We start from the raw sequence: 14,390 nt of genomic DNA, 5'->3' as shown, positions 1-14,390 counted from the left end.
GCCGACGATTCGCCAGAAGGACAGCCGAAACGTCAGTCAGTCGGAGAGTCAGACCCCCGAGCGGTGCCACCACCAATCCTCACTGTCAGTCGGCGGCGGTCGCCGCGGCCGGTGCCGCACGGCGGCGCCGACGCAGGAAGTACCAGGTCCCACCGCCGAGGGCGGCAGCCCCCAGGGCCGCACCGCCGAACAGCGTGAACGTCCCCACCCCGGACGAGGAGGCGAGTTCCGCGCGGGGGATCTGATCGAGGTCGGTCGAGCACACGATCGGCACCGTGCTGCCGGCCAGCCGCGCGCACGCGGTGGACGCGATGCCGTTGCCGGGCGGGAGCGCGTCGACGCGTGCCTTGACCGTGCGCACCACCTCTTGGCCCACCGGCAGGTCGACGGTCCAGGTGATCTGCCCGTCGGCGCCGGTGGTTCCGCCGTCGGCGGAGCCCACCAGCGTGGTGCCGCCCGGCAGCGCCTCGGTGACCGTCATGCCGTTGAGGTCCGTCGAACCGAGGTTGCGCAGCCGGATCGTGTACGTGTGGACCTGCCCGGGCCGCGTCTTGACGCTGCCGTCGTCCACCTTGATCGACAGCGCCGGGCGCGACGGCGTGGGCAGCGTCTCGGCGCCGGCCGACGGTCCCGAGGCGGTCAGCAGGCCGCCCGCACCCGCGAGGACGGCGGCGGCGGAAGCGGCGGCGATGCGGTGGTGGGCCACGGTGCACTCCTGCGGCGGTGATCGTACGACGTGATCACCGATCAGTGTGCTGAACGTGCCGGCTCCGCCGCGGGACGCGCGGCCGCGGTTCGGCCGTCAGGGTGACCACGTCACCCGTTCGGCGTCGCGGACGGAGACACCGCGGGGGCGCGTCCGGCACGGCATGGATCCGTACCGGACGCGCCCCCGCGGGAACGCACGAAGCGATGGACGCTCAGATCTCGCCGCGCAGCTTCGCGAGGGCCTCGGCGAGGATCGCCTCGCCGTCCGCGTCGCTGCGGCGCTCGCGCACATACGCGAGGTGGGTCTTGTAGGGCTCGGTACGCGGCGCGTCCGGCGGGTTCTCGCTGTCCTGCCCCGCGGGCAGGCCGCAGCGCGGGCAGTCCCAAGTCTCGGGCACCTGTGCGTCGGTCGCGAAGCTCGGCTGGGTCTCGTGCTTGTTGGCACACCAGAACGAGATACGCAGACGGGGGGCCGCCTCGCCGCGCTCGGCCTCACCCATCGGGCCCGCACCGACTCGGCTCCCACGGATGGCGTTGCCACTTGCCACGGTTCAAACTCCCCTTGGATCTGAAGGTCGCGCGCCCGGTCGCGCGGCTCGTAATGCACCCCGGACCACGGCCGGGAGGCTGCCTCGCGAAACAGTGTACGTGCGCTCCGCCCGAGCGTGAACCGCGTCCCGAACGCTTTCCGACACGGCGTCAGGAAGCGTACGCAGACTGGGACATCGTGTGTACCACGAGAAACGCCAGGGATGGGGCGAAACCAAAAGAACCGTGGTCGGCGCACCCGGCGCCGCGCACCGCCGCGCCGACTACTCCTTGAGCAGCAGGCCCAGCACCACGATGCAGACGAACCACAGCGAGCCCACGATGATCGTGAGCCGGTCGAGGTTCTTCTCCACGACCGACGAACCGCCCAGCGAGGACGACATGCCGCCGCCGAACAGGTCGGACAGACCTCCGCCCTTGCCCTTGTGCAGCAGGACAAGCAGCACCATGAGGGCGCTGCAGATGATCAGGGCGATCGAGAACGCGAGCTCCACGGCCTGGTCCAACTCCTTTTCGGAGAGTGTTCGCGCGCGTGCGTGCACGGAACGCTCTGCGGGACGCGCGGCCAGGGATTCCTGGCCTCGGACAGGGTACGCCGTTCTCCCGCCCGGATGGGAACCCGAAAGGTAACCCGGACGGGAGAACGGACGACAAGCCTGTGACGTGCCTAACCTACGGCCTGGTCGCGGAAGCGGACCAGCTTGACGAACTCCTCGGCCTCCAGGCTGGCACCGCCGACCAGGCCGCCGTCGATGTCCGGCTTGGCCATCAGGCCCGCGACGTTCGACGACTTGACCGAGCCGCCGTAGAGCACGCGGACCTTGTTGGCCAGCTCGGCGTCGTAGAGTTCGGCGAGCCGGGCACGGATCGCCCCGCACACCTCCTGCGCGTCCTCGGGCGTCGCGACCTCGCCGGTGCCGATGGCCCACACCGGCTCGTACGCGATCACGACGCGCTCGGCCTCCGCGGCCTTGATCCCGGCCAGGGCGCCGTCGAGTTGCGCGAGCGTGTGCGCGACGTGGCCGCCGGCCTTGCGGACCTCGAGGCCCTCGCCGACACACACGATCGGCGTGATGTTGTGCGCGAACGCCGCCTTGGCCTTGGCGTTGACGATCTCGTCGGTCTCCGCGTGGTACTGCCGGCGCTCCGAGTGGCCGACGGTGACATACGTGCACTTGAGCTTCGCGAGCATCGAGCCCGCGATCTCGCCGGTGTACGCGCCGCCGGCGTGCTGCGAGACGTCCTGCGCGCCGAAGACGATGCGCAGCTTGTCGCCGTCGACGAGCGTCTGCACCGAGCGCAGGTCGGTGAACGGCGGCAGCACCGCGACCTCGACCTGGTCGAAGTCCTTGTCGTCCAGCGCGAAGGCGAGCTTCTGCACGAGGGCGATGGCCTCAAGGTGGTTGAGGTTCATCTTCCAGTTGCCGGCCATCAGGGGCAGTCGGCCGGTCACCGGGGTTCCGCCGGAGTTCTTCTTGATCACGGACATGCGCTTCAGCCCTCCAGGGCGTCGAGGCCGGGCAGGGTCTTGCCCTCAAGGTATTCGAGGCTCGCGCCGCCACCGGTGGAGATGTGACCGAACGCGTTCTCGTCGAAACCGAGCGTACGCACCGCGGCGGCCGAATCGCCGCCGCCGACCACGGTGAAGGCGTCCGAGTCGACGAGCGCCTGTGCGACGGCACGGGTGCCGCCCGCGTACGGAGCCATCTCGAACACGCCCATCGGACCGTTCCAGAAGACCGTGCGCGCGTCGGCCAGCTTCTCGGCGAACAGATCGCCGGAATCCGGGCCGATGTCGAGGCCCATGCGGTCGGCCGGGATCGCGTCCGCGGCGACGACCGAGTGGTCGGCGTCGGCGGCGAAGGCGGTCGCGGCGACGATGTCGACCGGCAGCACGAACTCGACGCCGTTCTCCTCGGCCCGGCGCAGGTACTCGCGCACGGTGTCGAGCTGGTCCTTCTCCAGCAGCGACGTGCCGACCTCGCGGCCCTGCGCGGCCAGGAAGGTGAAGACCATGCCGCCGCCGATCAGGATGCGGTCGGCCTTGCCCAGCAGGTTGTCGATGACGCCGAGCTTGTCGGAGACCTTCGAGCCGCCGAGCACGACCGCGTACGGCCGCTCGACCTTCTCGGTGAGCCGCGTGAGCACGTCGAGTTCGGCGGCGATCAGCAGGCCCGCGGCGTGCGGGAGCTTGCGCGCCACGTCGTACACCGACGCGTGCTTGCGGTGCACCGCGCCGAAGCCGTCGCCGACGTAGAGGTCCGCGAGCGACGCGAGCGCGTCCGCGAACAGCCCGCGCTCCTCGTCGTCCTTGCTGGTCTCGGCGGCGTTGAAGCGCACGTTCTCCAGGAGTGCCACGTCGCCGTCGCCGAGGGAGGCGACGGTCGCCCGGGCGCTGTCGCCGACCGTGTCGGTGGCGAACGCGACCGGCCGGCCCAGCAGTTCGCCGAGGCGCGCGGCGACCGGGGCCAGCGAGTAGGCCGGGTTGGGCTCGCCCTTGGGGCGGCCGAGGTGCGCCGTCACGACGACGCGGGCGCCGCGCTCGGCGAGGGTCCTGATGGTCGGCACGCTCGCGCGGATGCGGCCGTCGTCCGTGATCGCGGTGCCGTCCAGCGGCACGTTCAGGTCGGCGCGGACGAGCACGCGCTTACCGGCGACGTCGAGGTCGTCGATGGTCTTCATGGTTCGGATCATCCTCATGGGTTCGGGGCGCTGAGGGAGGCGGCCCGGGTCGAACCTTCTGTCGGGTGGTACGCGCGGGCCCGGACGACGAGGGTCGTCCGGGCCCGCGACAGGTCGCACGTCACGAAGCGCCCTTGCCGGGCGGGCGTGCCGGGTGCCGCTGTACACACCGCTCGGGTCGGCGTGCGCAGAGCTGCGCGCCCGGTGGTTGCGTACCGAGAGCGGCGCGCTGAGAGCCGCGTACTCAGAGCAGGGTGCTCAGACTCAGCGCAGTGTGCTCAGAGCCGCTTGCTCAGAGCTGCGCGCCGACGTACTTGACCAGGTCGACGAGGCGGTTCGAGTAGCCCCACTCGTTGTCGTACCAGCCGACGATCTTGACCTGCTTGCCCTGCGCCATCGTCAGGCCCGAGTCGAAGGTGCACGACGACGGGTCGGTGACGATGTCGGAGGAGACGATCTCGTCCTCGGTGTAGGTGAGGATGCCCTTGAGCTCGCCCTGCGCGGCCTTCTGGAACGCGGCGTTGACCTCGTCCCGGGTGACCTCGCGCTCGAGCTCGACGACCAGGTCGGTGACCGAGCCGGTGGGGACCGGGACGCGCATCGCGATGCCGTCGAGCTTGCCGCTCAGCTCCGGCAGGACCAGCGCGGTTGCCTTGGCGGCGCCCGTCGAGGTCGGGATGATGTTGGTCGCGGCGGCGCGCGCACGGCGCAGGTCGCTGTGCGGGAAGTCCAGGATGACCTGGTCGTTGGTGTACGCGTGGACCGTGGTCATGAGGCCCTTGGCGACACCGAAGTTCTCCAGCAGCACCTTAGCCATCGGCGCGACGCAGTTGGTCGTGCAGGAGGCGTTGGACAGCACGGTGTGCTTCGCGGCGTCGTACTTCTCGTGGTTGACGCCCATGACGATCGTGATGTCCTCGCCCTTGGCGGGCGCGGAGATGATGACCTTCTTGGCGCCGGCCTCGACGTGCTTGACGGCGTCGGAGGCGTTGGTGAAGCGGCCGGTCGACTCGATGACGATGTCGGCGCCCAGCTCGCCCCACGGCAGCGCCGCCGGGTCGCGCTCGGCCAGCGTCTTGAAGGTCTTGCCGCCGACGGTGATCGAGTCGTCGGTGTGCGTGACCTCGTGGCCGAGGCGGCCCAGGATGCTGTCGTACTTCAGCAGGTGGACCAGCGTGGCGTTGTCGGTCAGGTCGTTGACGCCGACGATCTCCACGTCGGCGCCGGAGGCCAGAACCGCGCGGAAGAAGTTGCGGCCGATGCGGCCAAACCCGTTGATGCCTACTCGGATCGTCACGAACCGATCTCCTCTTGATGCGCCGGAGGGATGCCCTGATGTCTTTTTTCCCGGCAGACGGGTTGGAATCGTCAAGCCGAGACCAAGTCCGACCCTATCGCGAGGTCCGTCCCGGTCGTGACGCAGGCATCCGCGGACACGGGACGCGCACGCGCGGTGCGGACACGCAGCGGGGCCCGGTGGCGGGTGCATCCGCCACCGGGCCCCGAGTGCGATCCGGGTGCTCGGTCAGGAACGGTCGCCCACGACCTTGGCGACGACTCCGGACAGCACGACGCCGATGCCGAACATCACGCCGTTGCCGTCCTCCTCCATGGCGTTCTTCCACGCCTCGGTGACGTCGAACTTGTCGATGACCTCGGACACGTCCACGTGGTACAGGTCGGCGACCATCATGGCGATGCCGAAGTACTGGGCCAGGTAGACCGCGGCGCCGGTGAGGACCAGGGCCAGGACCGGAAGGGCCGCGTGCCGCCCGCCGAACTTGCCCACCGCGCCGCCGATCGCGATGCCGATGATGATCGCCATCCAGCCGTAGAAGCTGTCGTCGGACTCGGAGATCATGAAGGCGTAGATGCCGCCGCCGACCAGGGCGACCGCGAGCCCGATGCCGAGCGCGGCACCGATGCGCGGCGGACGTCCGCCGCCGTACGGGCCGTAGCCGCCGGGGCCGCCGCCGTACGGACCGGGCTGCTGACCGTAGGGACCCGGCTGTCCGTACGGACCGGGCTGCTGACCGTACGGACCTTGCTGGCCGTAGGGGTCGGGCTGACCGTAGGGGCCTTGTTGCGGCGCCCCGTAGTTGCCGGGGCCGTTGTATCCACTCACGAGTTTTCGTCTCCCAGGGACGCGTGCCGGACGACGAGGCTAGCGGCCCCCGCTCGGGCCGGGCAGGCCCGCAAGCACCCGCAACCGGACAATGACCGAATTGTCGGCAATTTCGAGGGAGTTCCCGCACCTCGCGACGGGTGGCCCCGGCGGACGGTTCCGCCGGGGCCACCCTGGGTCGTTGTGCGCTGCGCCGTTCTTCGTCGACCGTCGTCTCCCGGCCGTCGTCTCCCGGCCGTTGTCCGTCAGCCGATTCGGGTCAGCCGAGCAGGTGGTGGATCGCCCGCGTGAGCACCGCGTTCTTCTCGGCCTGCGTCGGCAACTGCTCGAGGCCGAAGCCGAAGAGCATGGTGTCCTCGGTGGCCACCACCGAGTTCCCGAACACCGAGTTCGTGTGCAGGAACGCCGCCGGCGAGTGGTCGCCGGGAGGTGCCCCGGCCAGCGTCCACGGCCCGAGGCCCGCCTCGAAGCCCTCGGACTCCAGCACGCCGCCGGCCGTGACGATCTTCGTGTCGTCGACGAAGACGCCGGTGCCGCCCGCGCTCGGGTCGGTGACGTAGCTGAAGGAGACCTCGATCTGCTTGCCCGCGTACGGGGACAGGTCGAAGGCCACCGACTGCCAGCCGCCCGAGTTCGCCGTGAACGCGTTCCACGCACCGCTGGTGCCGGAGGGCGTGCACGGGTTCGTGAGCGTCAGGTAGTGCGCGAGGAACGGGTGGTCCTTCAGGTAGAACCCGGCCTCGCACTCCGCCGGCGCGGCCTGCGAGCTGCGGCCGTTGAGGTCCGGCAGCGTCGTCCAGTCGTCCTGGCCCACGGTGTGCGCCTCGACGATGACGTTGTCGTAGCCCTCCTCGACGTCCCACGACATCTGCGCCGTGAGCTTGGCCGCGTCGGCCGCCGTGACTCCGGTCAGGTCGATCGTGCGCGTCAGGCGCATGTACACGTCGTCCTGGTGCGGGCCCGCGACGTACTTCACGCCCTCGTACGGGGTGAACGGGCCGGACGGCACGCCCGCGTACTCCGCGGCCGCGTAGCTGGTGAACTGCGGGAACTGTGCCGGGGGCAGCACCGTGCTGGTGGTGAGGAAGCCGCCCGCCTCGTTGATCGGGTTGCTCGCGGCGCCCGGCAGGCCGACGTTCACCCCGGCCAGCGGCGGCTGGGTGCCGACGACGCCGTTGACGCCGCTGACCGAACCGCGGTCGTAGGCGCCGAGGTAGTACTGCGTGAAGTCGTCCGACAGGATCTCGCAGTCGTCGCGGTAGCTCGTGGTGATCCGGCACGGCGTCTGCGGTTCGCCCTTGAGGCCGTAGTAGATGCCGCCGCCGTTCACACCGCGCAGCGGACCGTAGTACGCCGACGTCTCACCGGAGTAGAGGAGCTTGCCGCCCTCGTTGAGGTAGTCGCGCACCTCCATGGTGAGCTGGAACGCCCGGTCGGCCACCTGCGCGTCGGGCACCAGCTGGGTGCTGCCGACGGGCACGAACTCGTCCGCGGCGTCCTGCGTCAGCCGGTTGTCGCCCAGGTACCAGACCACCGCCTTGAAGTGGCCGAGTACGCCGAGCGCGTCGGGCACGCCCTGCTGGTCGACGTCCCACAGCGCCGGCTTGGAGCCGGCGGCGCGTACCGCGTCCAGGTACTCGTTCGCGTACTTGGGCGCGTTGGTGCCGGGCGGGTAGGTCGGGTTGACGCCCTTGTAGTCCTCGTTGGCGATCACGAGGACGTCGGCGCCCTGCTCGATGCCGGTCGCGACCTTGTAGGTGAAGTGCTCGGACTCGACCTTGCCCTTGCCGGGCTTCTTGGCCGTGTACCAGACCTCGACGCTGTCGCCGGGTTTGCTGTTGTCGACGGATCCCCGGTACTGGCGGTACCAGGCCTTGCCGTCCTCGGTGCCGTACTTCTCGCCGCCGTCCCAGCGCTGCACGCCGTCGGTCTTGGTCTTGCCGCCGTTGACCTTGTAGTTGATCTTGACGTCGGACAGCTTCTGCTTCGCGTCGACGGCGACCGGCTGCTCGTCGCCCTTCTCCGCGTACGACGTGTCGAACTTGTGGATCGCCAGGTCGGGCGCGGTCCAGCCGATCGACGACACCGGCTCGTCCGGCTGCGGCGCCGACTTGGCGACGGACAGCGCGAACGGGATGTTGTTGACGAACTCACGCTGGATCAGCGTCTCGTCGTCCGGGAACGTGAAGATGCTCTCGCACGCGTCCGGTTCCCACGCGTCGTTCGGGTCCCAGTTGGACGCGGTCTCACATGTGGACATCTCGGGCGTGAACGCGATGCCCTCGTGCACGACGTCGACGAAGCCGTCGGTCTCGCCGTTGGTCGTGTAGAGCGCCGCACCGAGCTGCGACTCGAAGCCCGGGATCGCGGGGGTGTTGTGGTCGCCCGCAAGCGCCTTCGCGATGTTGTCGTCCGGGCTCGGGGTGGAGACCTGCCAGCCCACGCCGTACAGCAGCAGCTGCGCGGCGGAGTGGTAGTTGACCACGAAGCGCGGGTCGATCTTCGCCATCAGCGCGTCGATGGCCTTCGTCTCCGGCTCGGAGCCGGGACCCGGGCCGCGGTACGTCTCGTTGAACGGGTCGGGCGACGAACCCTCGTTGTCGTAGCCCCACTTGTACGGGAAGTTGCGGTTCGGGTCGACGCCGTCGGCGCTGGTGATCACGCCGTTGCCGTCGTTGTCGCGCAGGGTCTTGCGCCACTGGCGCTGCTCGGGCTGCCAGGTCCACTCGTAGCCGTCCGGGTTCGAGGAGAGAACGAACCACAGCTCGGTCGAGTTGACGATCTTCTTGATCTCCTGGTCGCCGTTCTTGTACCCGTCGACGTAGTAGTGCAGGAGCCGGCGGTTCATCTCCGGCGTGATCCACTCGCGGGCGTGCTGGTTGGACATGTACACGACGGGCGGCTTGTCGCCGTCCCGCTTGGTCTTGGCGTCCTTGCTCACCTTGATGGCGAGGATGTCCTGGCCGAGCGTCGTCTTGCCGATGGACACCAGCTTGGTGATGCCCGGGTTGGCCTGGGATACCTCCAGCAGTTCGGCCGCGAGGCCGTCCTCGCCGGCGTACCGCTTGTAGACGCCCTCTGCCGCGGTGGCCGACCTGGCGCCGGCCGCGGACTGGCCGCCGCGGACCTGGACGTTGACACCGGCCTTGGTGAGCTTCGCCGCCTCGGCCTCGGACAGCACCAGCTCGGCGGCCACCTTGCCGTCCGCGGTGGCGTTCATGGGCGTCTCGGTGCGGTCGATGCCCAGAGCGAAGACCTTCTCGGCGTCCTTGGCCTCGAACGTCGCCAGGTACGCCTTCTTCCCGGCCTCACCGGACTGCGGCAGCTTGACGTCCGCGACCTTGGTGACGATCGGGAAGGAGGAGTCGGCCTCTTCCGCCGCCTGTGCCCCCGGCATCGCCGACATTGTGCCGACGACCAACGAGATGGCGGCGAGCCCGATTCCGGCGATGCGCGTAGACCTGAGGGAACCCTTTGTGCGTCTCACTCAACCCCCTGATGTGAGTGGGCAGGCGCGTGGGGATGGAGCGCGGCGGGCCCCGTCGCCAACCCCCTTGTTCCCGGGGGCTATTGGTGCGCCGGAGACCCGCCGTGCTACACGCGTTTCGCATGGTACGGGAATCCCTATCCCGGACAAGGCGAAACGGGAAACCGCTGGACGGTCATCAGTGTCCGTATAACGATCAGTTGGCGGAACGGCCGGGGCGCCGCCCGCGCGGGATGTGAACCGGCGTACGACCGCCCGCCGGCGCGCCGCCCGCCCGGCCCGCTCCGGCGGCCGGGCGGCAGGTCAGAACCAGTCGGGGCACCAAGGAGCCCTGGCGGTCCGGAACATCACCTCGGCGACCGCCAGCGAGCCGGGCACCAGTTCGGTGATCGCGCCCGCGTCGCCGAGCCGGACCGCCGAATTGCCGCCCAGGTACAGCGCGCCGAGTGCGCCAACGCCGAGGCGCAGCTGTGCGGGCTCGTCCGTCGCCGCGCAGACCGCCCCGGACGGACCGCCCTCCAGCTTGAACCGGCCCGACCCGTACCCCAGTTCGTCGTCCACCTCGATCACCAGGGAACCGGCCACCTCGTAGGTACGCGCGGCCAGCGCCGCCGGCACGTCCAGGATCCGCACCCACACGAAATCGCGGGCGCTGTCCCAGGTCACCGCGCGCGGGTCGGTGAACCGCAGCGGCAGCGGGTCGTCGCCGGCCCGCTCCCCCGCGCTGATCCGCACCACGTAGTCCACCTGCGTCGCGAAGTCCCACAGCGCCGCCTCGGCCGCGCGCGTGGCGGCGATCACCTGGTCGGCGTGCAGCGTGGCCTTCGGCAGGAAGTCCTCCCAGACCTCGTCGATGCGGTACGCGAGGTACCCGACCGGCGCCCCGGACGGGTCCCGGTACACGGCGTAGAAGCGGTTCTCGGCGCCGCGCCCGCCCGGGCGCTTGCGTACCCCGGTGTAGAGGGGCCACCACAACGACTGCCGGGTGATCGCCCCTGGGGTCAGCGCCCGGAACGCCTCGTGGATCTCCGGACCCAGCTCCAGCATCGCGTCCGGGGTGACGATCTCGACGCGGCCGCCCTCCTCGCGACGGGACAGTTCCGCGTCGCTCAGCCGGGTGCGCGACAGGTCGATCCGGTACGTCGAGATGTCGGTCGCCGCTCCGAACCCGAAGCGGCCGTAGATGTTGTACTCGGCCGCGATCAGGATCCCTAGCGCCTCGCCGCGCGCCGCCGACGCGTCCAGGTCGTGGCGCATCATGCGGGTCAGCAGCCCGCGGCGGCGGTGGGTCGCGGTCACCGTCACGTTGGTGATCGCGCTCATCGGCACGTACGCCCCGCCCGGCACCGTGATCTCGCCGCCCCAGCTGCGGAACGTGCCGACCATGGCGTCACCGTCGAACGCCGCCTGGGTGCGGTCCAGGTCCACGACGTCGCGCAGATGCTCGGCCCACTGGTCGCGGACCTCCTTGGTGTGGTCCGGGACACGCAGGAACCCCACGTCCAGGGCCACGCCCCACTGGCTCAGCTCGTCCTCGGTGATCGTGCGGATCTCCACCATGGTCCTCTCCCGCGGTCCGAACGGCGTGCGCGCAGCGTGAGGCACACGGGCACGAAAAAGCCGACCGGGTCAACGTATTGCCGTCCGGTCGGCCATTTCGACTGATTTATCCCGTGACCGCGACGAGCGGCCGCCGAGCGTGGCTGCTGCGACGAGCGGCCGCTACGACACGAGCATGTCCGCGGTCAGGTTCGCGTCCGTACCGGGCAGTCCCATGTCGCCCGCCCGCTTGTCGGCCATCGCCAGCAGGCGGCGGATGCGGCCGGCCACCGCGTCCTTCGTCAGCGGCGGGTCGGCCAGGCCGCCCAACTCCTCCAGCGAGGCCTGCTTGTGCTCCAGCCGGAGCTTGCCGGCCGCGGCGAGGTGCTCGGGAACCTCGTCGCCCAGGATCTCCAGGGCCCGCTGCACACGTGCCCCCGCGGCCACCGCCGCACGGGCCGAACGCCGCAGGTTCGCGTCGTCGAAGTTCGCCAGCCGGTTCGCCGTCGCCCGCACCTCGCGGCGCATGCGGCGCTCCTCCCACGCGAGCACGCTCTCGTGCGCCCCCAGACGCGTCAGAAGCGCCCCGATCGCGTCGCCGTCGCGCACCACGACCCGGTCCACGCCCCGCACTTCGCGGGCCTTCGCGGAGATGCCGAGCCGCCGGGCCGCGCCGACCAGGGCGAGCGCCGCCTCGGAACCGGGGCAGGTCACCTCCAGCGCCGACGAACGCCCGGGCTCGGTCAACGAGCCGTGGGCCAGGAACGCGCCGCGCCACGCGGCCTCCGCGTCGCAGGTCGCACCGGAGACCACCTGCGGGGGAAGCCCGCGCACCGGGCGCCCGCGTGCGTCGAGCAGGCCCGTCTGCCGGGCCAGTTGGTCGCCGTCCTTGGCGACGCGCACGACATACCTGCTGGTACGCCGCAGACCGCCCGCCGCCACGACCACAAGGTCGGACTGGTGGCCGTACACCTCGAGGATGTCCTTGCGCACACGCCGCGCGGCGGCACCTGTGTCAAGCTCCGCCTCGACGACGATCCGTCCGCCCACCAGGTGCAGGCCCCCCGAGAAACGCAAAAGGGCCGAGACCTCCGCCTTGCGACAGCACGACCGCGTCACCGGGAGCCGACTGAGCTCGTCTTTAACTGCTGCCGTCATCGCCATGGCGCGATCCTTTCACGATCAACGAAGATCCGGCCGTAGGCGGCGGCCAGGCGCCCCGGATCGTGTCGCGGGGTGCCGTCACCGACGGCGACCGGGGTGAGCAGCACCTGCCCGCCGAGGCCGGCCGCGGCCTTCGCCAGCCCGTCCACGTCGTCGACCAGGTCGCTGTCGCCCAGCACCAGGTCGAAGGTCAGTGCGGGGGCGTGCTCGGCGAGCACCTCCAAGTGCCGCTCGGGCGAGAACCCGTCCGTCTCGCCGGGCTGCGGCGCCAAATTGAGGGCGAGCACCTTGCGGGCCTTCGTCTCGACGAGCGCCGCGGCCAGTTCGGGCACCAGCAGGTGCGGCAGAACGCTGGTGAACCACGAACCCGGGCCCACCACAACCCAGTCCGCCTCGCGCACCGCGGCCACCGCCTCGGAGACGGCCGGCGGATCCTGCGGCTGCAGGCGTATCCCGAGCACCTCGCCGGGCGTCTTGGCCAGCGCGTGCTGGCCGCGCACGGTCGTCACCGCCGACGGCGCGCTGCGCTCGTGGCCGCGTACGTCCGCCTCGATGTGCAACGGCACCGCCGACATCGGCAGCACCGTGCCGTGCGCCCCCAGCAGGCGGCCCATCCACTGCAAGGCCTCCACCGGGTCGTCGTCCAGCAGTTCCCACAGCGCGACCAGCAGCAGGTTGCCCACCGCGTGGCCGTTGAGCTCGCCCTCGCAGCGAAAGCGGTGCTGGATCACCCGGCTCCACGTGTTGCCCCACTCGTCGTCCCCGCACAGCGCGGCCAACGCCATGCGCAGGTCGCCGGGCGGCAGTACGCCGAGGTCGCGCCGCAACCGGCCGCTCGACCCCCCGTCGTCGGCGACGGTCACGACCGCGGTGAGGTCGTCGGTGAGCCTGCGCAGCGCGGACAGCGACGCGAACAGCCCGTGGCCGCCGCCCAGTGCGACGACCTTGGGACCGGTGTGCCGGGCGTACTGGTAACCGTTGCTCGCCAGATCGTTCACGCGGGCATCACTCGCGTCCCTTGTCGCGGTGCACCACGACCGCCTCGACACCGTCCTCCTGCATGCGCTTGGCGAGCCGCTCCGCCATCGCCACGCTGCGGTGCTTGCCGCCGGTGCAGCCGACCGCGAGTGTCAGGTAACGCTTGCCCTCGCGCCGGTAGCCCTCGGTGATGATGCGCAGCAACTCGGTGTAGCCGTCCAGGAACTCCTTGGCGCCGGGCTGGTCGAAGACGTACCGCGCCACCGGCTCGTCGGTGCCGGTGAACGGGCGCAGCTCGGGGATCCAGTGCGGATTGGGCAGGAAGCGGCAGTCGACGACGAGGTCCGCGTCGACCGGCAGGCCGTACTTGAAGCCGAACGACATGACGGTGGCCTTCAGCCGCGGTTCGCTGGAACCGGCGAACTGCGCGTCCATCTTGGCGCGCAGCTCGTGCACGTTGAGGTTGGTCGTGTCGATCACCAGGTCGGCTTCGCCGCGCAGCTCGCGCAGCAGCGCGCGCTCCGCCTCGATGCCGTCGACGATGCGGCCGTCGCCCTGCAGCGGGTGGGGGCGGCGGACGTTCTCGAAACGGCGTACGAGTGCGTCGTCCGCGGCCTCCAGGAACACGATGCGGCGCACGACGGCCGCGCTCTCCAACTGGGCCAGCGCCTCGCGCAGATCGTCGAAGAACGTGCGCCCGCGCACGTCCACGACGACCGCGATGCGGGCCACCGCGCCCTGGGTGCGGGCGCCGAGGTCGACCATCGCCGGGATCAGCGACGGGGGCAGGTTGTCGACGACGAACCAGCCCAGGTCCTCCAGGCCCTTCGCGGCGGTCGAGCGACCGGCGCCGGACATACCGGAGATGATCACCAGCTCGGGGATGCCGTGCACGGTCTCCGGCTCGCCGCCGGGGCCCGCCGCGGACCCGGTGGCGTCCCCGGGCGTGGTCGCCTCTGCCTCGGCCGCCTCGCTCACGGCGTCCTCCGGTGGGTGACACTGCGGTTACTCACGGTTCCTCCTGCTTCCACACCTGCTAGGGAGACCTGCCAGGCTCGGCGTTCCCCGCAGATGCCGAGTGTCCCTCATGTCCGCACGAGGCGGACCCACCCACACTCTTCGTTCACTGCTTCACGCCCGCAGATTCACTCACGCGCG

At 70.6% G+C, this 14,390-nt stretch carries 12 protein-coding genes; all 12 read right to left on the bottom strand.

What is annotated here, in order from left to right:
• Positions 1-85: 85 nt before the first annotated feature.
• The gene (locus tag ACWD12_RS29475; RefSeq protein ID WP_450102103.1) at positions 86-706 is read right to left on the bottom strand and encodes a hypothetical protein; all 621 of its coding nucleotides are present in this window, start codon (positions 704-706) and stop codon (positions 86-88) included.
• A 214-nt stretch (positions 707-920) separates the two neighbouring features.
• Positions 921-1,256, bottom strand: a complete 336-nt coding sequence (locus ACWD12_RS29470; protein WP_269453090.1) for an RNA polymerase-binding protein RbpA — start codon at positions 1,254-1,256, stop codon at positions 921-923.
• A 264-nt stretch (positions 1,257-1,520) separates the two neighbouring features.
• Positions 1,521-1,751, bottom strand: coding sequence for a preprotein translocase subunit SecG (secG, locus tag ACWD12_RS29465; RefSeq protein WP_358348807.1), 231 nt, complete (start codon positions 1,749-1,751; stop codon positions 1,521-1,523).
• 173 nt (positions 1,752-1,924) lie between these two features.
• Positions 1,925-2,710: a triose-phosphate isomerase gene (gene tpiA, locus ACWD12_RS29460; RefSeq protein WP_450102107.1), complete on the bottom strand. Its 786-nt coding sequence runs from the start codon at positions 2,708-2,710 to the stop codon at positions 1,925-1,927.
• Between the two features lie 41 nt (positions 2,711-2,751).
• Positions 2,752-3,939, bottom strand: coding sequence for a phosphoglycerate kinase (locus ACWD12_RS29455; RefSeq protein WP_450102102.1), 1,188 nt, complete (start codon positions 3,937-3,939; stop codon positions 2,752-2,754).
• 292 nt (positions 3,940-4,231) lie between these two features.
• Positions 4,232-5,236 carry a type I glyceraldehyde-3-phosphate dehydrogenase gene (gene gap / locus ACWD12_RS29450; protein ID WP_358348813.1) on the bottom strand — a complete coding sequence of 335 codons (1,005 nt, stop codon included), beginning with the start codon at positions 5,234-5,236 and terminating at the stop codon, positions 4,232-4,234.
• Between the two features lie 228 nt (positions 5,237-5,464).
• Positions 5,465-6,064 (bottom strand): hypothetical protein, encoded by a 600-nt coding sequence (locus tag ACWD12_RS29445; protein ID WP_450102101.1) that lies wholly within the window; start codon positions 6,062-6,064, stop codon positions 5,465-5,467.
• Between the two features lie 259 nt (positions 6,065-6,323).
• Positions 6,324-9,461: a M14 family zinc carboxypeptidase gene (locus tag ACWD12_RS29440; protein ID WP_450102100.1), complete on the bottom strand. Its 3,138-nt coding sequence runs from the start codon at positions 9,459-9,461 to the stop codon at positions 6,324-6,326.
• A gap of 393 nt (positions 9,462-9,854) precedes the next feature.
• Positions 9,855-11,111 (bottom strand): GNAT family N-acetyltransferase, encoded by a 1,257-nt coding sequence (locus tag ACWD12_RS29435; RefSeq protein ID WP_450102099.1) that lies wholly within the window; start codon positions 11,109-11,111, stop codon positions 9,855-9,857.
• A gap of 162 nt (positions 11,112-11,273) precedes the next feature.
• Positions 11,274-12,254, bottom strand: coding sequence for a DNA-binding protein WhiA (whiA, locus tag ACWD12_RS29430; protein ID WP_358348825.1), 981 nt, complete (start codon positions 12,252-12,254; stop codon positions 11,274-11,276).
• Positions 12,245-13,252: a gluconeogenesis factor YvcK family protein gene (locus ACWD12_RS29425; RefSeq protein WP_358348827.1), complete on the bottom strand. Its 1,008-nt coding sequence runs from the start codon at positions 13,250-13,252 to the stop codon at positions 12,245-12,247. The genes whiA and ACWD12_RS29425 overlap by 10 nt, the downstream gene beginning before the upstream one ends.
• Before the next feature lie 7 nt (positions 13,253-13,259).
• The gene (rapZ, locus tag ACWD12_RS29420; RefSeq protein ID WP_450102098.1) at positions 13,260-14,210 is read right to left on the bottom strand and encodes an RNase adapter RapZ; all 951 of its coding nucleotides are present in this window, start codon (positions 14,208-14,210) and stop codon (positions 13,260-13,262) included.
• Positions 14,211-14,390: the final 180 nt, after the last annotated feature.

The sequence above is a fragment of the Streptodolium elevatio genome (assembly GCF_053592165.1).
The sequence above is the reverse complement of the archived record's forward strand: the minus strand, read 5'-3'. Positions and strand labels throughout refer to the sequence as shown.

Bases quoted from the DNA above. Each gene is read 5' to 3' on its own strand.
- ACWD12_RS29455 (WP_450102102.1), bottom strand. From the start codon at position 3,939: ATGAAGACCATCGACGACCTCGACGTCGCCGGTAAGCGCGTGCTCGTC.
- ACWD12_RS29440 (WP_450102100.1), bottom strand. From the start codon at position 9,461: ATGCCGGGGGCACAGGCGGCGGAAGAGGCCGACTCCTCCTTCCCGATC.
- ACWD12_RS29435 (WP_450102099.1), bottom strand. From the start codon at position 11,111: ATGGTGGAGATCCGCACGATCACCGAGGACGAGCTGAGCCAGTGGGGC.
- whiA (WP_358348825.1), bottom strand. From the start codon at position 12,254: ATGGCGATGACGGCAGCAGTTAAAGACGAGCTCAGTCGGCTCCCGGTG.